Source organism: Aminobacter sp. GW821-FHT11F06 (assembly GCF_058808215.1).
In genome coordinates this window covers 81,811-106,600 of the sequence record NZ_JBXARL010000008.1, presented here as the reverse complement: position 1 = coordinate 106,600, position 24,790 = coordinate 81,811, and the positions used below count along the sequence as shown (strand labels likewise).

Here is a 24,790-nt window from a genome sequence, read left to right as displayed (position 1 = left end):
GTCTGTCGGCCAGCTTCGCGGTGGGCTGGCGAGCTCTACAGGAGAACCCGGTAGCGCTCGCTCGCAGCGATCGAATTCTGGCTGTCCGGCGCACTGGCACTGGTGGTCGTCGGCTTTGTCATGGCTTGCGCCTCCCTCATGGATAGAACTCGCTAGACCGTCCAGGCAGCAGAAAGGCTGCCGCCCGATTGGAACCATTCCAGTCTAGGACGCGATTTTGATAAAGCCAAATTGCCTTTTCTAACGATCTTGATAACCTGAGATTATGATACGCCTGACAATCCGACAGATGGAATATTTCGCGGCACTGGCGCAGACGCTGCATTTCGGCCGCGCCGCCGAGTTTGCCGGGGTCAGCCAGCCAGCGCTTTCAGCGCAGATCGCAGAGATGGAAGAGCGTCTGGGGTGCACGCTGTTCGAACGCGGCGGCAAGGCGGTGCGCCTGACCGAAGATGCGCTGGAACTGCAGCCGCGCATCGAAAACATCCTGGCCGAAATCCGCGAGGTCGAAACGACCGCCCGGCGCGGCAGGCTGGCGATGGAAGGGAGACTGCGCCTCGGCATCATCCCGACGGTGGCGCCTTACCTTTTGCCGCATATCCTGCCGGCGCTGAAGCGCGAATATCCCAATCTCAGGCTGGAACTGCGCGAAGCGATCACCGGATCACTGGCAGAGGACGCGCTGAACGGCCGTATCGACGCTTTCGTCGCCGCCCTGCCGCTCGATTTTCCCGGCCTGATGGCGCAGGAGCTGTTTTCCGACCGCTTTTATCTTGCGGTTCCTGCCGACGACCCGGATTTCGCATCGCCGCCGGTGCCACCAGAAAGCCCGGCATTGGAACGGCTGATGCTATTGGAAGAAGGCCATTGCCTGCGTGAACAGGCGCTCGCCGTGTGCGGCAGCGTCAAGCCGGTGGCGATGGCCAGCTATGGCGCGACCAGCCTGACCACTTTGCTGCAGATGGTGGCGCATGGGCTAGGCGTAACACTGATACCGGAGATGGCGGCGGGACCCGCCCACGACCAGCGCGATTTGAAAATCGTGCCCTTTGCCGAACCGGTGCCGGAGCGCCGCATCTGCCTTGCCTGGCGCCGCAACAGCCCCAGGCACAATGAGTGCATCGAGCTTGCGCGGATTATCCGCGAACTGCAGCCGCTATTGCGGCATTGAACTCGGACAGCACCGCATCATCGGCCGCGCTGCGGGCTTTGCGCGACTGCACCAGGCACGCCTGCGACCGCAGGATGACGCCGTCCGACAAGATTTTCAGATGATTGGCGCGCAGCGTCGAGCCGGTCGAGGTGATGTCGACGATGACATCGGCCGAGCCGGCAGCCGGAGCGCCTTCTGTCGCGCCGAGGCTCTCAACGATGCGATAGACCTGGATGCCGTGCATCTGGGAGAAGAATTGCTGCGTCAGCCGCCAGTATTTGGTGGCGATGCGCAGGCGGCGGCCATGGCGCTGGCGGAAATCGGCGGCGACATCGTCGAGATCGGCCATGGTGTCGACGTCGAGCCAGATGTCAGGCACGGCGACGACGACATCGGCGTGGCCGAAACCGAGGCGAGCCGTGATTTCGGCCTTGCTTTCCCAGTCGGCGAGGTTTTCGCGGATCAGGTCTTCGCCGGTGATGCCGAGGTCGACATTGCCCTGGCCGATCTCGCCTGAAATCTCGGAGGCCGACAGGAAGGCGATCTCGATATCGGCCCTGCCCTCGATCGAGGCGCGATAGCGGCGGTCGTCATCAGGCAGGCTGACAGCAAAGCCAGCCTTGGCCAGCACGTCAAGCGCCTGCTCCTTGAGCCGGCCCTTGGACGGGAGCGCGATCGATATCGCCATCAGTTGATCTCCCTCAGGGCTTCGATACGGTCGAGCCAGACGGAGAAGCCGACACCGGGAATGGGTTTTGCCGCACCGAGCAGCGTCAGTAGCCGGTCGTAGCGGCCACCACCGGCCAGCGGGCGCTCGGCATCGGGGCCGGAAATCTCGAAGACGAGGCCGGTGTAATAGTCGAGCGGACGACCAAAGGCTGCATCGTAGCGCACGGAATTGGCGGCGAGGCCATGACCGGCGACGGCCTTGGCCCGGGCGGCGAAATTGTCGAGTGCCGAACCAAGCGTGAGCCCGGCACCGGCGGCGAACTGCTTGAGGGCAGCGGGCGCTTCGTCGAGCACGACGTCGATGGCGAGGAAGCGTTCGAGTGCTTCGAAGGCGTCGCTCGACAGCCGTACGCTGCGCAGTTCGGCCTTTTCGATGAGACGGCGGGCGATGTCGTTGGGCGTGCGGCCAGCCGAAGGCGACAGGCCAGCCTGCTCCATGCCAGTGGATATGTAAGCGGCAAGGGCATCACGGTCGCCATCGGCGACCAGTGAAGCTGCCGGTTCGGTCAACGCGGAGGAACGGGTGGGTGCCGCGAGATCACCAAGTGCCGCAGCCAGAAGCTCGTCCGAGCCGAAGGCGCGGGCAAGGCGCATGCGCCAACCGCGCGGCAGGCCGAGAGCTGCCAGCACCGCCTCGAAGATCGCCTGATCGCCGAGCGTGACCGTGAGGTCGCGGCCCGGCAGGCACAGCGACAAAAGCGCGTGCGCATCGGCCACCGAACGTGCGTCGGCAACCGCCGTATCGGTGTCGCCCAAATCCTCGACGCCAGCCTGGAAGAACTCGTTGCCACCCTCGCGGCGCTGGCGAAACACCTCGCCGAGATAGGAATAACGGCGCGGCGTGCCGGACTGGGTGTGGATGTGGTCGAGGCAGACCGGAATGGTGAATTCCGGCCGCAGGCACAGCGCCGCGCCCGTCTCGCTTTCGGTCAGAAAGATGCGGCGTCGCAAATCCTCGCCGGCCATGTCGAGGAACGGGTCGGCCGGCTGCAGCACCGGCACGTCGACGGCATCGGCCCCGCGCGCGGCGAAGAGCTTCAGGATATCGGACGCGATGGCAGGGTAGCGCGGGGTCATGCCCAACAGTCCTTCACGTAAGCGAGGCGCTGCCCCTCACCCTTACCCCCTCCCCGTAAACGGGGCGAGGGGGGCGCCAGCGTTGCGGCCAATCCCCTTCTCCCCGTTCCACGGGGAGAAGGTCCCGGCAGGGGGATGAGGGGCAGCGCGGACCGCTGCATGTTTTCGCTAGCCACGGCTGCGCTCTTCCGCCTGCGCCGCCAGGATCTTCTTCACTTCGGCAACGAGGTCGGTTTCCGGCACGGTGATCTGCGCCGGACGTGCCGCGCGCCATTCAGCGTTGTCGGTGATCTCGGCCGACAAACGCGCACCCTCGATCAGGTCCTTGATCTGGATTTCGCCCCGGGCGCGCTCATCGCCGCCCTGGATGATGACCACAGGCGAGCCACGGCGGTCGGCATATTTGATCTGTGCTTTCATGCCGGCGCCACCGAGATACATTTCGGCGCGAATTTTCGCCGCGCGCAACTCGGCGACCATCTTCTGGTAGCGGCCAAGGCTTTCGGTGTCCTTGTCCATGACCAGCACGACGACAGGCGCGATGACGTCTGAGGTGTCGAGCTTGCCGAGGTTCTTCAGCGCCGTCATCAGGCGAGACACGCCGATGGAAAAGCCGGTGGCCGGCACCGGCTCGCCACGGAAGCGCGACACGAGGCCGTCGTAACGGCCGCCACCGCCAACCGAGCCGAAGCGCACGACCTGGCCGTCGTCATTGGGGATTTCAGCCAGCAGTTCGGCCTCGTAGACAGGACCAGTGTAATATTCGAGGCCACGCACGACCGAGGGATCGATCTTGATGCGCCCGTCGTCATAGCCTGCCGCTGCGACCAGCGAGCCGATCTGCGCCAGTTCGTCAACACCTTCGGTGCCGCGGACATTGCCGGATACGATGGCCTTGAGGTTCTGGGCCGTGCTGTCGGAATCGGCGGCACCGGCTTCGGTAAAGGCGATCACCGTGTTGATCGCCGCATCATCCAGGCCAGCACCCTTGGTGAAGTCGCCCTCGCCTTCCGTGCCGCCGTCCCAGCGGCCCTTGCCAAGCAGGAGCCTGACGCCTTCGGGGCCGAACTTGTCGAGCTTGTCGATGGCGCGGAGCACAGTCAGGCGGCGGTTGGCGTTCTCGTCGCCGCCAAGGCCGATCGCCTCGAGCACGCCATCGAGCACTTTACGGTTGTTGACGCGGATGACGTAGTCGCCGCGCTTGATGCCCAACGCTTCCATGACGTCGGCCATCATCATGGTCATCTCGGCATCGGCCGCGACACCCGGTGTGCCGATGGTGTCGGCATCGAACTGCATGAACTGGCGGAAACGGCCGGGGCCGGGCTTTTCGTTGCGGAACACCCAGCCGGAGCGGTAGCTGCGATAGGGTTTTGGCAGCTTTTCGTAGTTTTCGGCGACGAAGCGCGCCGTCGGCGCGGTCAGATCGTAGCGCAGCGACAGCCACTGTTCGTCGTCGTCCTGGAAGGAGAAGACGCCCTCGTTGGGGCGGTCCTGGTCGGGCAGGAATTTTCCGAGCGCGTCGGTATATTCGATCAGCGGCTGCTCGACCGGCTCGAAGCCGTAAAGCTCATAGACCTCGCGGATCGCGACCATCATCTTCTCGACGGCGCGGATGTCGTCGGCGCTGCGGTCAACGAAGCCGCGCGGCAGCCGCGCTTTCATCTTTTCCGATTTGTCGGCCATGGTCGAGATTCCGCACTTTTTCAGGTTTTTTAGCCGCTGATACGGCGCGGCGTGTCGTAACCGAAATGGGCTGGAGCAGCAAGCGTTTGGCGCGGTGAGCGGTTACTGGGCTGAAACAAAGCTCGGTCGCAAAGAGTACCCCCACCCCTAACCCCTCCCCACAAGGGGGAGGGGGACTTTTCGGTACGACCTCCTCAGCACCTACCTTCTATGACTTTGATGTAACGGCGGCGCTGGCATTCCCCTCCCCCTTGTGGGGAGGGGTTAGGGGTGGGGGTACTTTTTTCTACTGACCCGGCCGCTTGAAGGCCTTGCGCTCGGCCTCGATCTTGCTCCGGCACATGCAGCCTTCGATGTGGTCGTTGACCAGCCCCATCGCCTGCATGAAGGCATAAACCGTCGTTGGGCCGACGAAGCTCCAGCCACGCTTTTTCAGTTCCTTGGAAATCCGCGTCGAGGTTGGCGTCGTTGGATTGGCGATCAGCGTGGGATAGTCGACCACCTCGGGCCGCTCGTCCGCGCCCGGTTCGAACTTCCAGAACCAGGCGGCGAGCGAGCCGGCTTCATCAACCAATTCGCGGGCGCGCCTGGCATTGTTGATGGTCGAGACGATCTTGCCGCGATGGCGCACGATGCCGGGATTGCCGAGCAGGCGCTCGATGTCAGTCTCGCCATATTCGGCGACACGATCGAAGTCGAAGCCGGAAAACGCCTCGCGGAAATTGTCGCGCTTGCGCAGGATCGTCAGCCACGACAGGCCAGACTGGAACCCTTCGAGGCAGATCTTTTCAAACAGCCTGATATCGTTCGCGACGGGGCGGCCCCACTCATTGTCATGGTAGTGCAGGTAGTCGGGCAGCGCGCCCGGCCAGAAGCAGCGCGTCGCGCCATCGGCACCCAGCATCAGGCCTGTCTTTTTCTCTTCCATCACAAATCCGTTCGTTAACAGCGAGAAGCTGCGATTTACCCGTGCTTTACCAGACTCCTGAACCGGTCGGTAACCACACCAAAAGGTTTCCCGAAAATCTCGCATTTTAAGCAACCCGATTCACGTTTCGGTGGCTAGGCACAGACAACATGATCTCGAATCGGGGGACGGGTTGTGCCCTGCCCCGCTGCGACGATCGAGTTGAGAGTGTGTCCATGAGAAAACCTCTGATCCTGTTGGCATCGGCCGTCATGCTGGCCGAACTGGTTTCGCCGGCAATGGCCTATGACCGCTACGCCGAGCGGCCGCCCGTCGTTGTGAGCCCCGACCTTTCGGCCCCTTGGGTGCTGCAGCTCGGCCGCAATCCCGGCGAAGTGATGCCTAAGCAGCAGCGCCAGCAACGCGCCGAGCAGGTCAGGCCGGCGGCACCGCGTGCCGCCCAGCGCCGCCAGGCGCAGCCCGACCGGGTGCAAACGGCAGCGCTGCGCGCTCCGGAAAAACGATCCGTCAAGCCGCAGATCAACCCGATCTACCTGCCGCAGATCGTTGCCTATGACGGCGGCGAAAAGCCGGGCACCATCATCATCGATACCAATGAGAATTTCCTCTACCACGTGCAGGCGGACGGCCAGGCGCGCCGCTACGGCGTCGGCACCGGCAAGCCGGGCTTCGAATGGTCGGGCACCCACAAGGTGACGTCGAAGCGCGAATGGCCGGACTGGCGTCCGCCGGCGGAAATGATCGCGCGCGAACGTGCCAAGGGCCGCGTTTTGCCGGCGATGATGACCGGCGGCCCTCAAAACCCGCTCGGCGCACGCGCGCTCTACCTGGGCTCGACGCTCTACCGCATCCACGGCACCAACCAGCCCTGGACGATCGGCGGGGCCGTGTCGTCGGGGTGCATCCGCATGCGCAACGAAGACGTCATGGAACTCTACGAAAAGGTCTCAGTCGGCACCAAGGTCGTCGTCAGATAATTGCGGTTACGGGGGCGGAGCCTGTCGCAAGACATGGTTCCCAAGCAAAAGGGCAGCGTGGCGGAAGACCGCGCTGCCCTTTTCGCTGTTCAGCAAACTGAAAGCCACGGCTCGATTTCTCAGGAAAAATTGTTTAACATGGATGAAATTTGATTTCGTCGACCCTTTTCATCCTCGGCGTGCCGAAGTATCCGGGTTTATCCCAGTCGATGACCGCCGAAGGAAGACACATGCCGCCGCTTGACGACAACCGCTATCTCAAAGGCGGCCCCGTGGCCGCCCGTATCATCGCTGAAGTGCGCGCCGCAGCGCAGCAGGCGACCGACGAAGGTTTTAGGCCCAAGCTTGTGTCGATCACCGTCGGTGATGTCGCCGCGGTCGACGTCTATGTCCGCAACCAGCGCGCCAAGGCGGAACTCGCCGGCATCGACTTCGAGGAGCGGCGTTTTCCCGCCGAACTGACGGCTGGCGAACTCGAAGCCGCCATCCACGGCATGAACGCCGATCCGCGCATCACCGGCATTATCATCCAACGCCCTGTACCTGCGCATATCCCGATCAAGGCGATCCAGGCGGCGGTGCATCCGCTGAAGGATGTCGAGGGCATGCACCCGGCCTCGATCGGCAACATCGTCTACAACCAGCTCGACCTCGCGCCATGCACGGCGGCAGCCTCGGTCGAGCTGCTGAAAGCCACTGGGCTCGAACTCAGGGGGCTGGAGGTCGTGGTCGTCGGCCATTCGGAAATCGTCGGCAAGCCGATTGCCTTCCTTTTGATGAGCGAAGGCGCGACGGTAACTGTGTGCCATCACATGACGCGTTCGCTGGCGGCCCATGCACGCCGCGCCGACGCGCTGTTCGTGGCCGTGGGCAAGCCGCGCCTGATCAAGGCCGACATGGTCAAGCCAGGCGCCGCGGTCATCGACATCGGCATCAATGCCGAAACACTGCCGGACGGTTCGACCCGTATCGTCGGCGACGTCGACACCGAAAGCGTCAAGGAAGTGGCGTCGTGGATCACGCCGGTGCCCGGCGGCGTCGGCCCGGTGACTGTGGCGATTCTTTTGCGCAACACGATGGTGGCGCTCAACCGCCAGCGCGCTGTCTATCGCGCGACCTTCGGCACTGCCGAAGAAACGCTGGCGGCGGAGTAACCTCGGCTCCTAGAGCCTGACAACGCCGCCCGAGACTTGCGACACTGCCGAAGGGGCACCGATCGGCAGTCCGCTGGTGACGACGATCGGCGTGCCGTCGGGCACGCGCTCGTACAGGTCGATGATGTCCTGATTGATCAATCGCACACAACCTGAGGAAACCGACTTGCCGATCGACGCCCATTCGGGCGAGCCATGCAGACGGTAGAGCGTATCCTTGCCGTCCTGGAAAATGTAGAGCGCACGGGCGCCGAGCGGGTTCTGGACGCCCGCCTGCATGCCGCCTTCCCATTCGTTTTTGCCAGGGATCTGGCGCGCGCGGTACTGCTCCAGTTCGGGCTGGCGGTCGATCATTTCGTTGGGCGGGAACCAGCGCGGCCACACCTGCTTCCACTCGATCACGCCGCGGCCCGCCCACTCGAAGCCCGCGCGGCCGAGCCCGACGCCATAGCGGATCGCCTCGTCGGAATTGGCCACCAGATATAGGAAATGGGCCGATGTATCGATGACGACTGTGCCTGCCTGCTCGCCGGTCGGGTTGGGCACGACCTGGCGATAAAATCTCTTGTCGATCTTCTGAAACGGAACGGCAGGAATGTCGTGGCCGTTGTCGCTCACAGCCGCATACATCATGCTCGGATCGCCGAAACCGGGATCGGCGCTCAGCGGCGGCGGCGCCGGCGGCTGGGGAAACGCCGTCCCGGCATAGGCCGGCCGTTCGCTGCGTGTGGTGGAGCAAGCGGAAAGGGCGACAGAGGCGATGCCTGTCGCGCCCAATGCCAGAAGACTGCGTCGGCTGATTTTTGACATTGGGCCTTCTAACACGTTTCGAATTCCAGCAACGCGCGAGACATTCGCATGTTCCACAAGCCGTGTTCAATCCGTGAAGGCGGCAACGCCTGCAACTAATTCTCGTTGTGGTCGCTGCGCATCGGTTGCCACATCGAAATGTCACGCGGCTTGGCCAGGAGCTCTTCAAGGGCGGCATGCCAGGCCTCGCGATATGGCCGCTTGAGCTGCACATCGAGCACGTCCTGGTGATCGGCCCAGGTTTCATGCAGCAGAAAATGGTTGGCGTCGCCCGGATCGCTGTGCAGCGTGGCGGAAACGAACATGTCTTCATGGCGCATCGCATCGAGCACGCCGTTGAGCAGCTTGAGAAAGCGGCCGCGCTGCTCTGGGTGGACGGTGAAGCCGATAAGGTAGGTGACGCTCAACTCAATCTCCTCGAAGTCATTCGGCCTATCAGCGACCGCATGACGAGGAAAATGCAGGAGTTATGATCTGTTTCAACGACCTGTGAGGTAATAGAGCAGCGTCATACTCCGCTCGGCCGATATCCGGAACGCCCGCCGGCTTGTCTCCGCCATAGGCCCAGTCGAGCAGCTTGACCGTATGGACCACCGGCAGCTTTGCGGTCGAGGCGATCTGGGTGATGCAGCCGATATTGCCGGTGGCGACGAGTGCCGCACCCGTGGCCTCGATGTTCTTGACCTTGCGATCACGCAGGCGCGCCGAAATCTCCGGCTGCATGATGTTGTAGGTGCCAGCCGAACCGCAGCACAGATGCCCCTCGCGCGGCTCCTTGACGATAAACCCGGCGCGCGCAAGCAACTCCTTGGGCTGGCGCGTGATCTTCTGGCCATGCTGCATCGAACAGGCCGAATGGTAGGCGACCGTCAGGCCTGGCTTGCGCTGGGGTTCCGGAAGATCGAGCGTGGCAAGATATTCGGTGACATCCTTGGCGAGCGCCGACACGCGTGCGGCCTTTTCGGCGTAGGCCGGGTCGAGCCTCAGCATGAAGCCATAGTCCTTGATCGTCGTGCCGCAGCCCGAGGCGGTGATGACGATGGCGTCGAGGCCGCCATTGTCGAGCTCGCGTGTCCAGGCGTCGACATTCTGCCGCGCCGAGGCAAGGGCTGCCTCCTCACGACCCATGTGGTGGACGAGCGCGCCGCAGCAGCCCTCGCCTTTCGGCACCACGACTTCGATACCAAGCCGGGTGAGCAGCGACACAGTCGCCTCGTTGATGCCGGGCTCGAGCACCGGCTGGGCGCAGCCGGTGAGAATGGCGACGCGGCCAAGTTTCGTGCCCTTGGCGGCATGGCTGCCGGGCAAAGCCATGGCCGACACAGCAGGCACCGAGGCCGGCGCCAGCCTGAGCATTGCCGCGAATGGCTTCAGCGCCGGCACGGCATCGAAGGCATTGGCGAAAGGCCGGCCAAGGCGGGCCAGTTTCAGCGCCGCGCGAAACCGCGCGGGATATGGCAGCACGGCAGCCAGAACGCCGCGTGTAAAACGGTTCATCAGCGGGCGCCGGTAGGTCTTTTCGATATGGGCGCGGGCGTGGTCGACAAGATGCATGTAGTTCACGCCCGACGGGCATGTCGTCATGCAGGCAAGGCAGGACAGGCAGCGGTCGATATGGGTGACGATTTCCTTGTCGGCCGGCCGGCCGTTTTCGAGCATGTCCTTGATCAGATAGATGCGGCCGCGCGGCGAATCGAGTTCGTTGCCGAGCGTCACATAGGTCGGACAGGTGGCCGTGCAGAATCCGCAATGCACGCATTTGCGCAGGATCTTTTCCGACTCCGCGACATGCGGATCGGCGAGCTGGGCGGGGGTGAAATTGGTCTGCACGGCGTTTTGGGCTTTCTCAGATAAGCCAGCTGTCAGGGTTCTTGATCGGCTCGCCGCGACCAAGCGCCTGCAGGCCAAGGATGCAACGAACGATGAACCAGACGGCCACGGCGAACATCAGCAGGAAGCCGACGAACAGGAACATCAGGACAAAAGAGACCAGCGCATAGAGCAGGCCGATCCAGAAGGTGCGGATGAGCCAGGTGTAGTGGGTCTCGACGAACCCACCTGCCTTGCCCCGGTTCATATAGGCCAGCACGATGCCGACTATGCCGCTGATGCCGATGACCAGGCCAGCGAGGTAGAGGATGTAGATGACCTGGACATTGGTCTGGCCCGGTTCGAGCCAGCGGTCGGTCTGGCGCGGGGTGACTGGCGGTGTATCGCTCATGCAGTTGCTCCCTCTACGATTGCAGTAGAGGTAGCATACTCGGCGCCCGGCACCATGCGGCCTGGATTGAGGATGTTTTTCGGATCGAACTCAGCCTTCAGCCTTGCCGAGAGCGCTGCGAGAGCCGGCGGCTGCGGCTCGAAGACGGGAAGTGCGGCCCGCCAGGCAGCTGGGGCTCGGACCAAGGTGGCGTGACCGCCGCCGAACTTCTTGATCAGCCCGCGCAGCAATTCGGCCTCGGGCTCACCCTCCATGCGCAGCCAGACGAGACCGCCCTGCCAGTCGTAGAAGGCATCGGCCGCCACCTGCATGCGCAGGGCCAGCACCATGTGGTGGGCATCGGCCGGTGGCATCGACACGCGCCAGACAGGTTTGTTGGTGCCATCGGCGAAGGGCCTGCAATCGCGCACGTCGCGCCAGAGCGTTTTCGATGCCTCGCCCGAGATTTCCTCGATCGGACCGGCATTGCCGAGCAAATCCTTGAGATGGGCAACGCGATAGGCGACGGAGGGTCCGAATCCTTCGACGCGGAGAAGCGTGGCGGGATCGCTGCCCAGCTTGCCATCAAGGACGCGCGCGGCCATGCGTTCCGGCAGATGCGCTGCCGACGACACTTCGCCACTGGAGCCCATGGCCAAGGCCATGGCGGCCGCAGCGTTGTCGTCGAGCAAGCCGCGTATGGCGAGCGTGGTTTCGGTTTCGGCCGCCGGCAGAACCTTGAAAGTGACGTCGGTCAGCACCGCGAGCGTACCCCACGAGCCGGCCATCGCCTTCGACAGGTCGTAGCCGGTGACGTTCTTGACAACGCGGCCGCCCGACTTGAAGGCCTCGCCGCGACCGGAAACGGCATGGACGCCCAAGATATGGTCGCGCGCAGCACCCGCCTTGAGGCGGCGCGGGCCGGCGAGATTGGTGGCCAGCACGCCGCCGATTGTGCCTCGGCCCGGCTCGCCGCCAAGCAAGGGACCATAGTCCATCGGCTCAAAGGCAAGCTGCTGGCCGTTTTCGGCAAGCAGTGCTTCGATCTCGGCCAGCGGCGTGCCGGCTTTGGCCGACAACACCAGTTCGGCCGGCTCGTAGAGCGTGACACCCGACAGTTTCGACAAATCAAGCGTGTGCTCGGTCTGCAGCGGACGGCCGATGCCGCGCTTGGAACCATGGCCGAGGATTTCAAGCGGCGCTTCTTCCGCCAGCGCCCATTGGACGGCGGACAGGACTTCGGCGGCAGAGGTGGGTGTGAAAGTGGTCAAAGCCGGTGCTCCCGCAGCTTTTCAAGCGCGGCTTCGCCGCGCGGCGACAGGCGATAGCCGATGTCGAGGCTTTCGGTCAGGCCGAGTTCCTTGAGCTTGCGCACGTCCTGCTTGAATTTCAGCTTCTCGACGCCGAGGTCTTGGGCAAGCACGGCGGCCGGTGTCGCGGGATGCTTGCCAATCGCGCCGAGGATCGAGGCGAAGTAGCCGGGCGCTGTCTTGTCCCAGCGCTCGAAGCGCCCCGCAAGCTCGTGCCAGTCGGCGTCTGACAGGTCTTCGCTGTTGCGCAGATCGACCCGCGGGTCCACCTCGATGCCGTCGAAAGTAATCCGGTAGAGCGCCCGGTCGCCATCGACGCGCAGATCTAAGACGAGTGCCGCGCGGTCGGCATAACCGGCGGCGATCGCGTCAGCGTCGGATATGGCCTCCTCATCAAGAGGTTCGACCTTGCCGATGCGGACAACGCCTGAGGCCGTGCGCAGGCCAGTGCCTGCCTTGACCGTCGGCCGCTGCCAGCGCCGAAAGGCAAGCGTGATGTCGCCGCGCGCGATACCGTCAAGGGTGGATTGCTTGAGCAGCATCGCTCAAAACCTCGGAATGTCGGGAAACGCCATCTGGCCACGGTGGACATGCATGCGCCCAAGCTCGGCGCAGCGGCGGAGCTGCGGGAACACCTTGCCCGGGTTGAGCAGATGGTTGGGGTCGAAAGCACATTTGACCCGCATCTGCTGGTCAAGATCGATCTCGTTGAACATTTCGGGCATCAGGTCGCGTTTTTCGACACCAACCCCATGCTCCCCGGTCAAGACGCCGCCAACCTTGACGCACAAGCGCAGGATATCGGCGCCAAAGGCTTCGGCCTTTTCAAGCTCGCCAGGAACATTGGCATCGTAGAGGATCAGCGGATGCAGATTGCCGTCGCCGGCATGAAAGACATTGGCGACGCCGAGGCCATACTGCACCGATAGCTCGCGCATGCCTGCAAGCACGCGTGGCAGTTCCTTGCGCGGGATGGTGCCGTCCATGCAGTAATAATCGGGCGAGATGCGCCCGACAGCCGGGAACGCCGCCTTGCGCCCGGCCCAGAAGGTCAGCCGCTCGTCTTCGGACTGCGATATCCGGCAGGTGGTGGCGCCGTTCTTGTAGGCAATCGCCTCGACGAGGCCGATCAGGTGGTCGACCTCGACACCCGGCCCGTCGAGCTCGACGATCAGCAGCGCTTCGACATCGAGCGGATAACCGGCATGGACAAAATCCTCTGCCGCGTGGATAGCCGGGCGATCCATCATCTCCATGCCGCCGGGAATGATGCCGGCGCCGATGATGTCGGCGACGCACTGGCCGCCCTCCTCGCTGGTCGGGAACCCGATCAGCAGCGCCCGCGCCGTCTCCGGCTTCTTGAGAATGCGCACGGTGACCTCGGTAACGACGCCCAAAAGGCCCTCGGAGCCGGTCATGATGCCAAGCAGATCATAGCCCTCGGCTTCAAGATGTTTGCCGCCCAAGCGCACGACTTCGCCATTCATCAGCACCATTTCGATGCCGAGCACATTGTTGGCGGTGAGGCCGTATTTCAGGCAGTGCACGCCACCGGAATTTTCAGCGACATTGCCGCCGATCGAACAGGCGATCTGCGAGGACGGATCGGGCGCGTAATAAAACCCGTCCTGCTCGACGGCGGTGGTGATGCCGAGATTGGTGACGCCCGGCTGGGCGACGACGACGCGGTTGGGGTAGTCGATCTCGATGATTCGGTTGAAGCGGCTCATCACAACAAGCACGGCGTCTTCTAGCGGCAGCGCACCGCCCGAAAGCGAGGTGCCCGAACCGCGCGGCACGACGCGGATGTTGCGGTCGTTGCAATATTTGAGCAGGCGCGACACCTGCGCCACCGTTTCCGGCAGCACCACGACCATCGGCAATTGGCGGTATGCGGTCAGGCCATCGCTTTCAAAGGCGCGCATTTCGTTGACAGCGTCGACCACGCCTTCGCCCGGCACGATGATGCGCATGTCGGCAACGATTTCGTCGCGCCGGCTCAGCGTCGCCGCATCTGGCTTGGGCATCAATATGCCGGACATGGGTCACCTGCGATCGATCAACTGGTAAAAAGCTTTTACCAGTAGTGCCGGCATCCTGTAAACCGCACGCATGTTGGATGCGCGATGGACGTCCAACCAGGTTCACGCAGCGTCAATCTGACGCTGGTGGGAAGGGCCTACCCATTTGAGCGAGCCTGCCCGCGCGAATTACTCGCCGGCTGCCGTCTTGGGCTCTTCGTGGGCGCGACGCACCCGGCGCACGCCCCACCAGACAAGCAGGATCGCCAGCGGCACCGAAGCGGCGGTGACGATCTCGGGGGCGAAGAAATGATCGACTGTCGATGCGCCCTTGGCGACGTAGCCGATGAGGCCTACGACATAATAGGACACGGCGGCGACAGACAGGCCTTCGACCGTCTGCTGCAGGCGCAACTGCAGACGGGCCCGGTTGTTCATGGAGGCGAGCAGGTCGCGGTTTTGCTTTTCGACCTCGACATCGACCCAGGTGCGCAGAAGCGTGGTGGCGCGGGTCAGCTTGCGCGACAGATTGGCCTGGCGCTCCTCGACCGACCGGCAGGTGCGCATGGCCGGCGCGACGCGGCGCTTGAGAAAGCCGGCCCAGGTGTCGTAGCCCGGCACAACCTCCTCTTCGAGCGCCTCAAGGCGCTCGCGGACGATGCCGTCATAAGCGCGGCTGGCGCCAAACCGGTAGAGGCTGGAGGCGGCATCCGCCTCGAGTTCGGCGGCAAGCTCGGTGAGATCGGCGAGCAAGGCCTGGCTGTCGCGGGATTCGGTCGCCTTCATCTCGCGCGTCGCCTGGGCGAGCCGGTCCTCGATGCGGCGCACGCGGCTCGACAGCGACAAGGCCACCGGCAGACCAAGCATGGCGAGCGTACGATAGGTCTCGATGTCGATCAGCCGCTGCGACAGCGCGCCTGTTCGGGCGGGCGTGAGGCCGCGATCGAGGATCAGTATGCGCGTCAGCCCGTCGCCGTCCTGGCGAAAATCGGTGATGATGCCGGCAGCACCATTCTCGACGAGGGAATAGCACAGGCTTGTCGGGTCAAAGCCGGCGATCAGCTTTTCGTTGTCAGGCGTCCATTTGCGGATCTCGAGCCTGATGCCCGAAATGACAGTGCCGGGCGGGCTGAAGCCGTTGCCGAAGGGCGAATCCTCCTGGGAACGGCCATTGTCGGAGAGCGGCCCTTCCCACAGATAGGTCGAGAACTCGGTGTGCCGCTCCCAGCGTAGCGAGCCCTGCCCCCATTTCATGGCGTGGTGGCGAGCGTGGCGGTCGGGCGAAGCAATGCCGAGCCGGCGCGACAATTCGGAAAGCACGGCGTGATCGACGCTGGAACCGCCTTCGGTCATGAAGGAGAGTTGGACCAGCACGCGCGGGGTTTCGACCAGAGGATGCGGCCTGGAATGCACCTCGCCAAGAGCGCCTGGTCGGCCCTCATGCGCAGGGAAACCCATGACGCTGCCGGTGGCGCGGGGGAGGAATTCGAGAGAGGACGGGTCGACTGTCACCAATGGCTCCATCTGTGCCCGGAATTTTTTGGCTCTAGGTAAATTCGAGGCAACAGGCAAACGCCAACTTTAGCGCTAGCTGATGAGCCGGCATCGGCGTGACACGGCGCGATCAGGCGAGATTGGATAATTAATTTGACCAGTTGCCAACGAGGCTCCTATCCTCAAGCGCACAACAAAGGCTTCGGACACGAATTTGAGCGACATCTTTTCCAGGATCGAACATTCGCGCACGGCCGACGAAGTGGTGCAGCAGATCGAGAGCCTGATCCTCGAAGGCGTGCTGCGCGCCGGCGACCGGCTGCCCGGCGAACGCGAGATGGCCAAGCAGTTCGACGTGTCGCGGCCGATCTTGCGCGAAGCGCTGAAGGTGCTCGAAGGACGCGGACTGATGGTGACGCGCCATGGTGGTGGCACCCATGTCGCCGACGTCATCGGCCAGGTTTTTTCCAAACCGGTGATGGAACTGATCGTCAACCACCGCAAGGCGGCGGCCGATTATCTCGAATACCGCCGCGAGATCGAAGGGCTGGCGGCTGAGTATGCAGCTAGGCGCGCAACCGCCGAGGATCTCGCACTGCTCGACGGCATCATGACGCGGATGGAAGCAGCGCATGCGCGCGCCGACTTCACCGAGGAAGCGGAAATCGACGTCGAATTCCACCATGCCGTCGGCGAATGCGCCCACAACATCATCCTGCTGCACACCTTGCGCTCCTGCTACAGGCTGCTGTCCGACGGCGTTTTCCAGAACCGGCTGGTGGTGTTTGCCCTGCCCGCTGCCCGCGAGGCGCTGCTCGAACAGCACAAGGCGATCCATCGTGCGGTCGTGTCAGGTGATCCGGATGGCGCACGCAAGGCGGCTATGGATCACATCACCTATCTCGAACGCGCCATGACCGAGGCCGAGCGCAGCGGCGACTGGCAACGCATCTCGCGCCTGAGGCTGCGGCAGCGTACGGACAACAAGCCATGACAGGCATGCACTATCTCGACGCCAAGGGCCCTGAAGGCATCCGCATCTATGCCATCGGCGACGTGCATGGCCACCTCGAGCTTCTGACGGAGATGCACGCGCGCATTGCGGCCGAGATCATGCGCGACAGGCCTGAGGACTGGCGCATCGTCCATCTCGGCGATCTCGTCGATCGAGGGCCGAACTCCAGGGGCGTGATCGAATATCTGATGGCGGCAACCGCCCGCGACAGCCGCAACATCGTATTGTCTGGCAATCACGATGTCGGTTTTCTCGATTTTCTCGCCTTTCCCGACCCGAACGGCCTGTTCGGACGCAATGGCGGACCGGAAACCGCGTGGTCGTATGGCGTGGCCTTGCGGATGGGAGATCCACTGAGCCTTCGCGACAGCCATGCGGAGTTGGTGCGCGCCGTGCCGGACAGCCATCTGCACTTCTTGCGCACCCTGCCGCGTTCGGCGTCGTTTGGTGATTTCTTCTTTTGCCATGCCGGCATCAGGCCGGGCATCGCGCTCGACCGGCAGGACCCGCAGGATCTGATCTGGATCCGCAACGAGTTTCTGAATTACCCCGGACTGCACCCGAAAGTGGTTGTGCACGGCCACACGCCGCAGGCCGAGCCCGAGGTGCTGGCCAACCGCGTCAATGTCGACACCGGCGTCTATTATTCAGGCGCGCTGACCGCGCTCGTGATCGACGGCACGGAAAAACGGCTGATCTCGGTGCAAGTACCCGGGCTTAGCGGGCGGCGGTGACGCCGTAGCCGTCGACCGCGTGGTGGTCGGCCGCGGCATCCGCGGCATAAATCCCGAAACCGCCGAGCACGATTGCCGACAGCATGGCGAAGGACAGGAGCGCTGCTTTCAAGGGAGTCATCTCAGGTTGAGCTTCCTGCATTCTGCATGAGCAGAGTTACGAATAAGTTTACGAAAAGTTTAAGCGACACCATCGACGCGCGGCATCACGGCCGTGCTTCTAGGGTCGTTCTGTATCGGGCTTGTGTCGCGCCGCACTCAGAGATGGTTCATTCGCGATACCATCGCCGACTGGCGCCGGGCTGTCTTTAGAAAGGCTTTCAGGCACAATCCAGAAGGCAAATGGCTATGCACAGCGGATTTTTTTCGACGTGCCAAAAATGTCACGGAACCGCTGGTTATATGGTCAGATCGCCGCCACCCAGGCGCGTGCCAGCGCCATGCCGACTGCGTCCGCCTCCGGACCGTGGCGGGCGGCTTCGCTGTCGTGGCGCGCGAGCCAATCGGGATTGCGCTGGGCGATGACCTCGGCAAAGGCCTCGTTCCACTGGCGCACCATCGGCTGGTCGGCCTCGAAATGGAACTGGATGCCGTAGCCGGCGCGGCCGATACGGAAAGCCTGGTTGCCTGTCACCGAACTTCCGGCAAGCCGCACCGCGTCCTCGGGCAAAGTGAAAGTGTCGTCGTGCCACTGGAAGATCGGGAAGCGCTGGGGCAGATCGCTGAAAACGAGATCGTCCTGGGCTTCCTCGGTCAAGGTGATGCCATGCCAGCCGAATTCGGTCGACCCGCCGATACGATTGTGGCCGCCAAAGGCGCGCGCCAAAAGCTGGCCGCCGAGGCAGATGCCGAGCACGGCCTTGTCCTTTTCGACAAAGTCGCGGGCAAGCGCAAGCAGAGCGGGGAAGTAGGGCGAATGCGCGTCGTCGCGGGCATTCTGGCCGCCGCCGAGCATGATCAGCGCGTCATGGCCATCGGCATCGACAGGCAAAGCGTCGCCGAGATAGGCGTTGCACTGATCGATCTTCGCCTCCACTTCGGCAAGGGCGGAACCCACCTGGCCGAGGCCGGTATCGGCAAAATTCTGGACGATCAGAACGCGCATTTCGGCCCTTCCGCAGCAGCGTGACAAAGTTGCGGCGAGCCCTATCATGCGCCGCGCGACGCAGCCAAGAAGGAACAGCTATGCCACTGCAGAACCGGGTCGACCCTTTCGGCGAGATCCATGCCGATCCGGCGCGTGGCATGTTCACCGGCAACCGCGGCATCATCCACGACCCCGAGACAAAAGAATTGCTGAAAAAGCGCTGGGCGACCAAGGCATGGATCACCTGCGCGCTGGCCTACAAGGGCGTAAGGCGCGAACCGATGGGGCGCAACCGCCCCGGCGACAAACCGGGCTGGACCGAGCTGTTTTTTCTCGACGAGGTGACGGCGCTCGCAGCCGGACACCGCCCCTGCTTCTACTGCCGGCGCGAGCGGGCAAAGGCCTACTCTGCCGCCTATGCCTGTGCCTATGCGGCCCAAGATCCGAAAGTTGGCGAAATCGATGCGCGGCTGCATGCCGAGCGACTGGCTTCCGGCGGCAAGGCGATCAAAGTCGACCGGCACGGACTGAAGCTGCTTCCTAACGGTGCGATGGTCTCGGACGGCGAAGCCGATTATGCCATCCACAACGGTCGCGCCCTGCGCTGGTCGTTCTCCGGCTATGGCCCGAGCCTTGGCTTTGACGACTTCGGCACGCGTGAAATGTGCGTGGTCACGCCGGCGACGACACTCGCCGTATTGCGCCAAGGCTATCGGCCAGCGTGGCATGAGAGCGCCGCACAAGCATAGGTCGCCGGATCAGCTCACCTCCCGCGCCTTTCTGTGCGCTTCGAGAACCGCGGCGAAATAACCCGGTGGAATTGTCATCGTCAGTGACGCGCGGCGTCCCAGCACCTTGAACGACATGCCGGTTTCGGCTCGGCGCGCCATCTCTTCCTCGGTAAGATTGATGCCGACGACCTCCTTGATGATGCAGAAGTCGGCACAGCTGACGCGCTCGCGATCGATTGCTGTCGTGCTTACCTCTTCCCCATCGGCAAAGGCCTGCTTGAGATAGACTCGCTTGGGGTATCGGCCGGTGACGAGGATCTGGAACTTGTCGTCAACGGACGGCCGCTCCGGATTGATCCAGCTGCGGATCAGGTAGGTGTTTCCGAGCAGGCTCCGGTCATGGAAAATCAGCGGCCCGGAGACCTCGATCGAACCGGTATGCGGATCGTGCTCAACCGAGATGTTTCTGGAAACCTGCTCCTTCTGCGCAGCCGCCACAATGGGAATGCCATAGGCCGCGGCAAGCGGGCCGCCGCAGCCTGCCAACAAGAGACACGCAATGATGACGCGCAAGATTGTCATGAATACTCCCCCAGACAGGAACATATCATGAACATAGCGCGTTGGAAAGTACCGTGAAACAAAAGCCCGGGCCTTGACCGCCGCCGTCGCCTGCCGCATTCCTCGCCGATGCGTGCAAACTACAAGATGCAACGGCTTTTCGTGCCGGACGACCTCGCCCACGGTGCCGGCTTCGATGCCAGCCCGCAGCAAAGCCACTATCTCGGCAATGTGCTTCGTCTCGGCGAAGGTGCTGAGGTTCTGTTGTTCAACGGCCGCGACGGCGAATGGTCGGCGAAGATTGCTACGAAGACCAAAAAGGCCGTGCGGCTCGAAGTGATTGAGCAGCAGCGGCCACAGCCTGATCATCCCGATCTCGTCTACTGCTTTGCCCCTTTGAAGGTCGGCCGGCTCGACTATCTCGTGCAAAAGGCCGTCGAGATGGGCGCGGGCACGCTGGTGCCCGTCATCACCCAGCACACACAATTGGCCAAGCCCAGCATCGAGAGGCTGCGCGCCAATGCGGTGGAAGCCGCCGAGCAGTGCGGCATCCTTGCCATCCCGGAGGTGCGTGAGGCCGAAAAGATCGAGCGTTTGCTCGGCAACTGGGACAAGGAGCGTCGGCTGATCTTCTGCGACGAGGATGCCAGCACCAATAATCCGATGACAGCGCTGCAAGGTATCAAGGAACGCAAGCTTGCCCTGCTGGTCGGACCCGAGGGCGGGTTTTCCGACGATGAGCGGCGCATGCTGCGCGCTTTGCCCTTCGTCACCGCCATCCCGCTTGGCCCCCGTATCCTGCGCGCCGATACGGCAGCAGTCGCGGCTCTGGCGGTGATCCAGGCTTCGATCGGCGACTGGTAGGATCGTCCTCACAGGCGTATTGCTTCCTGGAAATTGACCAGAAAGTGGAATGGGCAGTCCGCGACGGGACAATTCCAAGCATCAACATTTCAATATCGGCTGCGGAATCGATCAATTCCTGTTGACGAAGGCTCAGGATTTTTCGCTTGATCGGCAGGCGCTCGATCGTACATCAAGCGCCCGCGGTCCTTCCGCCCTTCAGGAGAAGCATATATGGCGCGCGACACCACTGATTTCCGGCCTATCGAGGGGATGGACGAGCTCGTCGACTATCTCGCAGCCGGTAACAAACCGCGCGACAAGTGGCGGATCGGCACCGAGCACGAGAAATTCCCCTTCTATGTCGACGGCAACGCGCCGGTTCCTTATGGCGGCGACCGCGGCATCCGGGCGCTGCTCGAAGGCATGCAGAAGACGCTTGGGTGGGACCCGATCATCGACGCCGGGCGCATCATCGGGCTTGTCGAACCGACAGGCCAGGGCGCGATTTCACTAGAGCCAGGCGGGCAGTTCGAGCTTTCTGGCGCACCTGTCGAATCCATCCACCAGACCTGTCGTGAGGGCAATGCGCATCTGGCGCAAGTCCGCGAGATCGCCGAACCGCTCGGCATCCGCTTCCTCGGCCTCGGCGGCAGCCCGAAATGGACGCTGGCAGAGACGCCGCGCATGCCGAAATCGCGCTACGACATCATGACCGCCTACATGCCTAAGGTCGGCACCAAGGGCCTCGACATGATGTACCGGACCTGCACCATCCAGGTGAATCTCGACTTCGAAAGCGAAGCCGACATGCGCCGCAAGATGCAGGTGTCGCTCAAGCTGCAGCCGCTTTCGACAGCGCTCTTCGCCAATTCGCCGTTCACCGACGGCCGCCCCAACGGCATGCAGAGCTGGCGCGGCGACATCTGGCGCGACACCGACAACCAGCGCTCGGGCCTGCTCGAATTCTGCTTCTCGCCGGAATTCGGCTTTGCCGACTATGTCGAATGGGCGCTCGACGTGCCGATGTATTTCGTCATCCGCGACGACCAGTACCGCAACATGACCCACATCACTTTCCGCCAGTTCATGGCGGGTGCGGCGCGCAACGAGATTCCCGACGGCATGCCGACAATGGGCGACTGGGCCAACCACCTGTCGACGCTGTTTCCCGACGTGCGCCTCAAGCGCTTCCTCGAAATGCGCGGTGCCGATGGCGGCCCATGGCGCCGCATCTGCGCGCTGCCGGCATTTTGGGTCGGCCTGCTTTATGATCCGGCAGCGCTTGATGCCGCCGAAGAATTCACCAGAAATTGGACCTACGCCGAAGTGCTGGCGATGCGCGACGCGGTGCCCGAGCAAGGCATTTCGGCTCCGTTCCGCGACACCACGTTGCGCGAGATCGGGCGCGAAGCACTGGCCATCTCCCGCCAGGGGCTTGTCAATCGCAGCCGCAAGAACCGCGAAGGTTTCGACGAGGCAGGCTTCCTCAACACGCTCGACGAGGTGGTGGCACGCGGCACGACAAGTGCCGAGGAAATGCTCAACGCCTACAACACGCGCTGGGGCGGCTCGATCGAACCGGCGTTCCTGGAATACGCATACTAGGGGTTCCGAAAGCCCCTTCAACCGCCTGCGAAAACGCACTACGCTCCTCCTCGGTGAATGACCCGAGGAGGAAAAAATGCTGCCACTGTTCGAGATGCTGGCCAATGCCCAGAACGGCAATGGCATGGAAGCGCTGTCGCGCCAGTTCGGGCTGAGCCAGCAGCAGACGCAATCGGCCGTCGAGGCACTGATGCCGGCCTTCAGCCAGGGGCTCAAGCGCAACGCGTCCGACCCTTACGGTGTCGGCTCGTTCCTGCAGGCCATGGCGAGCGGCCAGCACGCCAAATATTTCGACGATGCCTCCCGCGCCTTCTCGCCCCAGGGGGTCGATGAAGGCAACGGCATTTTGGGCCATCTGTTCGGCTCGAAGGACCTGTCGCGGGCGGTTGCCGGACAGGCGGCACAGGCGACCGGCGTCGGCCAGGACGTGCTCAAGCAGATGTTGCCGGTGATCGCCTCGATGATCATGGGCGGGCTGTTCAAGCAGTCGACCGGGCAGATGCAGGCGGCCAGCGGTTTCGGCGGCGGCAACAATCCGCTCGGCGACATCATCGAGCAGATGATGCGCCAATCTGGTGGAATGGGGGGCGGCGGCATGATGGGCGGCGGAGCAGCGCCCCAACAGGCACCGCAGCAGACGCAAGCACCCGACCCGTTCGATAACCCGTTCGGCAAGGTGCTGAAGGACATGTTCGGCGGCGGACAAGCACAGCCGCAGCCCACTCAACCTCAGCAGGCACCACAGCAAAGCCCTTATGGCGACAATCCGCTGGGCAAGATCTTCGAAGAGATGCTTGGCGCGGGCAGCCAGGCCTCCGCGCCCCAACCACAGCCGCAGCCACAGGAGCAGGCCGCGCCGAAGAACCCTTATGACGACCTGTTTGGCAAGATGTTCGACACCGGCCGCCAGCAGCGCGACGACTACCAGAAGGGCGTCGAGTCGATCTTCGACCAGTTCAGCAAGGGCATGGACCGGTACAGGTGAGGGAGTAGGGAGTAGGGAGTAGGGAGTAGTAGGTAGTGCTGCAGGAGGCTCTCAGGCCCTTCTATTCGCTACTCGCTACTCGCTATTCGCTATTCTCTACTCACTCCCCTCAAGAAAAATGCCCGATCCTTGGGAGGACCGGGCAATATGCAGGCAAGGCCGGAGGGGACCGGCTGGGAGTGGGGAGCCTGCAAAACTCCAAATCTGCGCCAATCAGGCGACGCGACGGGCCATGGCCTCGACGTTTTCGCTGCGCGACTGCCGGATCGAACGCAAGCGGGCCGTCGGGTCGCTGGCAAATGGCAGATCGACGGCGACATACAGGTCGCCGCGAGTGAGCCCGATATCAGCCAGTTCGCTGTCGCTCAGCTCGCCAAGGCGATAAAAGGCGCGCCGGTTTTTCCAGGCACGCAAGAGATCGGCGGTGTAATTGACGATACGCATCGCATTCACCGGCCGAGCCGCGGAATGCGTCGTCTCAGTTGAATGGTCGAGCGTGGTCATGGCGATCTCCCTTAGGGACACACGGGTCCCTTCCGGCTGGCGTTCCTTTTCCCGCCTACCGGTTCCGATTCACATGCTTCATGTGGACCTTGCGAGAGTGTCATCGCCGTATTGATTAATCCAACGAATGTTTCTAATCTTTACCATCAATGTTCATGATGGAAACGACGATGGCCGCTCCGCTCGATCTTGACCAGCTTCACACCTTCATCTCCATCGTCGACACCGGCAGCTTCACGCGTGCCGCCGACGAAGTGCACCGCACGCAATCGGCGGTGTCGATGCAGATGCGCCGTCTCGAGGACCGCATCGGCAAGGCCCTGTTCGAGAAGGAGGGGCGCATGAACAAGCTGACGGAGGATGGCGAACGGCTGCTGACCTATGCCAGGCGGCTTTTGCACCTCAACCGCGAGACGCTCGCCGCCTTCGACGACCGGGCGCTGGAGGGCACGATCCGCATCGGCGTACCGGACGATTATGCCGACCGTTTCCTGCCCGAGATCATGGCGCGGTTTTCGCGCTCCAACCCGCGTGTCGAGCTGTCGGTGCTGTGCGAGCCCACTGTCAACCTTGCCGACCAGATCCGCCGCGGCAATCTCGATATCGCGCTGGTGACCCAATGCGAGGAGACGAGGCCAGCCGAGATCGTGCGCAACGAGCCGCTGCTTTGGGTGTCGTCGTCGAGCCATATGGTGCATGAGGAAAAAATCCTGCCGATGGCCTTCGGCCGGCCGAACTGCCAGTGGCGGCGGACCGCGACCGAGACGCTCGATGCGTCGGGGCGCCAGTACCGTGTTTTGTTCACCAGCTGGTCGGCCACCGTCATTGCCGCAGCGGTTCTTTCAGGGCTCGCCGTTTCGGTTCTGGCCGAATGCGCGTTGCGGCCCGGTATGCGCGTGCTTGGCGAGGCCGACGGTTTCAGCCCCCTGCCCGACTGCCGGATCGGCATCATGCGTGGCCATACCAGCCGGCCGGACATTGTCGATGCGCTCGCCCGCCATATCTCGGAAAGCCTCGACAACATCTCGGTGCCGACGAATGAAGAAACCGGCACGTTCGATTTTGCCACCCTTGCGGCAGCGCGGGGCCGCCGGCTCAGGCCGAACCACATCATGCCGGGATGGTAGGCTCAGGCTGACCGGCAAAGCTTGACGAGGGGGCCGACCCGGCCCTCAATCGCGCC

At 63.2% G+C, this 24,790-nt stretch carries 26 protein-coding genes; 10 read left to right on the top strand and 16 right to left on the bottom strand.

What is annotated here, in order from left to right; all coding sequences use genetic code 11:
- Positions 1-265: 265 nt before the first annotated feature.
- Positions 266-1,171 carry a hydrogen peroxide-inducible genes activator gene (locus AC1RTB_RS19640; RefSeq protein WP_492880750.1) on the top strand — a complete coding sequence of 302 codons (906 nt, stop codon included), beginning with the start codon at positions 266-268 and terminating at the stop codon, positions 1,169-1,171.
- Here the strand turns inward: AC1RTB_RS19640 and hisG are convergent.
- From hisG to AC1RTB_RS19620, 4 genes are all read right to left on the bottom strand, one after another.
- Positions 1,137-1,841 carry an ATP phosphoribosyltransferase gene (gene hisG / locus AC1RTB_RS19635; protein WP_492880749.1) on the bottom strand — a complete coding sequence of 235 codons (705 nt, stop codon included), beginning with the start codon at positions 1,839-1,841 and terminating at the stop codon, positions 1,137-1,139. The two genes, AC1RTB_RS19640 and hisG, sit on opposite strands and share 35 nt — an antisense overlap.
- Positions 1,841-2,959 carry an ATP phosphoribosyltransferase regulatory subunit gene (locus AC1RTB_RS19630; RefSeq protein WP_492880748.1) on the bottom strand — a complete coding sequence of 373 codons (1,119 nt, stop codon included), beginning with the start codon at positions 2,957-2,959 and terminating at the stop codon, positions 1,841-1,843. The genes hisG and AC1RTB_RS19630 overlap by 1 nt, the downstream gene beginning before the upstream one ends.
- A gap of 168 nt (positions 2,960-3,127) precedes the next feature.
- Entirely contained in the window at positions 3,128-4,645 is a 1,518-nt protein-coding gene (gene hisS, locus AC1RTB_RS19625) for a histidine--tRNA ligase (RefSeq protein WP_492880747.1), read from the bottom strand.
- 286 nt (positions 4,646-4,931) lie between these two features.
- Entirely contained in the window at positions 4,932-5,573 is a 642-nt protein-coding gene (locus tag AC1RTB_RS19620) for a DNA-3-methyladenine glycosylase I (RefSeq protein WP_492880746.1), read from the bottom strand.
- A gap of 215 nt (positions 5,574-5,788) precedes the next feature.
- On the opposite strand from AC1RTB_RS19620, the gene AC1RTB_RS19615 reads away from it, so the two are divergent.
- Together AC1RTB_RS19615 and AC1RTB_RS19610 are read left to right on the top strand one after the other, a co-directional pair.
- Positions 5,789-6,550 carry a L,D-transpeptidase gene (locus AC1RTB_RS19615; RefSeq protein WP_492880744.1) on the top strand — a complete coding sequence of 254 codons (762 nt, stop codon included), beginning with the start codon at positions 5,789-5,791 and terminating at the stop codon, positions 6,548-6,550.
- 230 nt (positions 6,551-6,780) lie between these two features.
- Positions 6,781-7,704: a bifunctional 5,10-methylenetetrahydrofolate dehydrogenase/5,10-methenyltetrahydrofolate cyclohydrolase gene (locus AC1RTB_RS19610; protein ID WP_492880743.1), complete on the top strand. Its 924-nt coding sequence runs from the start codon at positions 6,781-6,783 to the stop codon at positions 7,702-7,704.
- Positions 7,705-7,713: 9 nt separating this feature from the next.
- Here AC1RTB_RS19610 and AC1RTB_RS19605 read toward each other — a convergent pair whose 3' ends face one another.
- The 8 genes from AC1RTB_RS19605 to AC1RTB_RS19570 all read right to left on the bottom strand — a co-directional run bounded on the left by AC1RTB_RS19605 (position 7,714) and on the right by AC1RTB_RS19570 (position 15,557).
- Complete coding sequence (locus tag AC1RTB_RS19605) at positions 7,714-8,514, bottom strand: L,D-transpeptidase (protein ID WP_492880742.1); 801 nt, start codon at positions 8,512-8,514, stop codon at positions 7,714-7,716.
- A 95-nt stretch (positions 8,515-8,609) separates the two neighbouring features.
- Positions 8,610-8,921, bottom strand: a complete 312-nt coding sequence (locus AC1RTB_RS19600) for a putative quinol monooxygenase (protein WP_492880741.1) — start codon at positions 8,919-8,921, stop codon at positions 8,610-8,612.
- Positions 8,922-8,949: 28 nt separating this feature from the next.
- On the bottom strand, positions 8,950-10,344 hold the full coding sequence (glcF, locus tag AC1RTB_RS19595; RefSeq protein ID WP_492880740.1) for a glycolate oxidase subunit GlcF: 1,395 nt from the start codon (positions 10,342-10,344) through the stop codon (positions 8,950-8,952).
- Between the two features lie 16 nt (positions 10,345-10,360).
- Positions 10,361-10,735 (bottom strand): DUF4870 family protein, encoded by a 375-nt coding sequence (locus AC1RTB_RS19590; RefSeq protein ID WP_492880738.1) that lies wholly within the window; start codon positions 10,733-10,735, stop codon positions 10,361-10,363.
- Positions 10,732-11,985 carry a glycolate oxidase subunit GlcE gene (gene glcE / locus AC1RTB_RS19585; protein WP_492880737.1) on the bottom strand — a complete coding sequence of 418 codons (1,254 nt, stop codon included), beginning with the start codon at positions 11,983-11,985 and terminating at the stop codon, positions 10,732-10,734. Before glcE ends, AC1RTB_RS19590 begins: the two co-directional genes overlap by 4 nt.
- Positions 11,982-12,566, bottom strand: coding sequence for an ASCH domain-containing protein (locus tag AC1RTB_RS19580; protein WP_492880735.1), 585 nt, complete (start codon positions 12,564-12,566; stop codon positions 11,982-11,984). The genes glcE and AC1RTB_RS19580 overlap by 4 nt, the downstream gene beginning before the upstream one ends.
- Before the next feature lie 3 nt (positions 12,567-12,569).
- Entirely contained in the window at positions 12,570-14,066 is a 1,497-nt protein-coding gene (locus AC1RTB_RS19575) for an FAD-linked oxidase C-terminal domain-containing protein (protein ID WP_492880734.1), read from the bottom strand.
- A 168-nt stretch (positions 14,067-14,234) separates the two neighbouring features.
- Complete coding sequence (locus AC1RTB_RS19570; RefSeq protein ID WP_492880733.1) at positions 14,235-15,557, bottom strand: DUF3422 family protein; 1,323 nt, start codon at positions 15,555-15,557, stop codon at positions 14,235-14,237.
- A gap of 196 nt (positions 15,558-15,753) precedes the next feature.
- Between AC1RTB_RS19570 and AC1RTB_RS19565 the strand changes: the two genes are divergently transcribed.
- The gene (locus AC1RTB_RS19565; protein WP_492880732.1) at positions 15,754-16,533 is read left to right on the top strand and encodes an FCD domain-containing protein; all 780 of its coding nucleotides are present in this window, start codon (positions 15,754-15,756) and stop codon (positions 16,531-16,533) included.
- Entirely contained in the window at positions 16,530-17,288 is a 759-nt protein-coding gene (locus AC1RTB_RS19560) for a metallophosphoesterase family protein (protein ID WP_492880731.1), read from the top strand. The genes AC1RTB_RS19565 and AC1RTB_RS19560 overlap by 4 nt, the downstream gene beginning before the upstream one ends.
- Here AC1RTB_RS19560 and AC1RTB_RS19555 read toward each other — a convergent pair.
- The gene (locus tag AC1RTB_RS19555) at positions 17,272-17,400 is read right to left on the bottom strand and encodes a hypothetical protein (RefSeq protein ID WP_492943838.1); all 129 of its coding nucleotides are present in this window, start codon (positions 17,398-17,400) and stop codon (positions 17,272-17,274) included. The two genes, AC1RTB_RS19560 and AC1RTB_RS19555, sit on opposite strands and share 17 nt — an antisense overlap.
- A gap of 294 nt (positions 17,401-17,694) precedes the next feature.
- On the bottom strand, positions 17,695-18,393 hold the full coding sequence (locus AC1RTB_RS19550) for a type 1 glutamine amidotransferase (protein WP_492880730.1): 699 nt from the start codon (positions 18,391-18,393) through the stop codon (positions 17,695-17,697).
- Positions 18,394-18,473: 80 nt separating this feature from the next.
- Here AC1RTB_RS19550 and AC1RTB_RS19545 point away from each other — a divergent pair, with 80 nt between their 5' ends.
- Entirely contained in the window at positions 18,474-19,124 is a 651-nt protein-coding gene (locus AC1RTB_RS19545; protein WP_492880729.1) for a hypothetical protein, read from the top strand.
- A gap of 9 nt (positions 19,125-19,133) precedes the next feature.
- Here AC1RTB_RS19545 and AC1RTB_RS19540 read toward each other — a convergent pair whose 3' ends face one another.
- A complete protein-coding gene (locus AC1RTB_RS19540) occupies positions 19,134-19,679 on the bottom strand; it encodes a hypothetical protein (RefSeq protein WP_492943834.1) in 546 nt (181 codons plus the stop codon).
- A gap of 117 nt (positions 19,680-19,796) precedes the next feature.
- Here AC1RTB_RS19540 and AC1RTB_RS19535 point away from each other — a divergent pair, with 117 nt between their 5' ends.
- The 3 genes from AC1RTB_RS19535 to AC1RTB_RS19525 all read left to right on the top strand — a co-directional run bounded on the left by AC1RTB_RS19535 (position 19,797) and on the right by AC1RTB_RS19525 (position 23,103).
- Positions 19,797-20,531: a 16S rRNA (uracil(1498)-N(3))-methyltransferase gene (locus tag AC1RTB_RS19535; protein ID WP_492880727.1), complete on the top strand. Its 735-nt coding sequence runs from the start codon at positions 19,797-19,799 to the stop codon at positions 20,529-20,531.
- A 213-nt stretch (positions 20,532-20,744) separates the two neighbouring features.
- A complete protein-coding gene (locus AC1RTB_RS19530; protein ID WP_492880726.1) occupies positions 20,745-22,118 on the top strand; it encodes a glutamate--cysteine ligase in 1,374 nt (457 codons plus the stop codon).
- A gap of 76 nt (positions 22,119-22,194) precedes the next feature.
- Complete coding sequence (locus tag AC1RTB_RS19525) at positions 22,195-23,103, top strand: DUF937 domain-containing protein (RefSeq protein WP_492880724.1); 909 nt, start codon at positions 22,195-22,197, stop codon at positions 23,101-23,103.
- A gap of 213 nt (positions 23,104-23,316) precedes the next feature.
- On the opposite strand, the gene AC1RTB_RS19520 is transcribed toward AC1RTB_RS19525, so the two are convergent.
- Positions 23,317-23,607 (bottom strand): DUF1127 domain-containing protein, encoded by a 291-nt coding sequence (locus AC1RTB_RS19520; protein ID WP_492880723.1) that lies wholly within the window; start codon positions 23,605-23,607, stop codon positions 23,317-23,319.
- Between the two features lie 170 nt (positions 23,608-23,777).
- Between AC1RTB_RS19520 and AC1RTB_RS19515 the strand changes: the two genes are divergently transcribed.
- Positions 23,778-24,734 carry a LysR substrate-binding domain-containing protein gene (locus tag AC1RTB_RS19515; protein ID WP_492880722.1) on the top strand — a complete coding sequence of 319 codons (957 nt, stop codon included), beginning with the start codon at positions 23,778-23,780 and terminating at the stop codon, positions 24,732-24,734.
- The last annotated feature ends 56 nt before the right edge of the window (positions 24,735-24,790 follow it).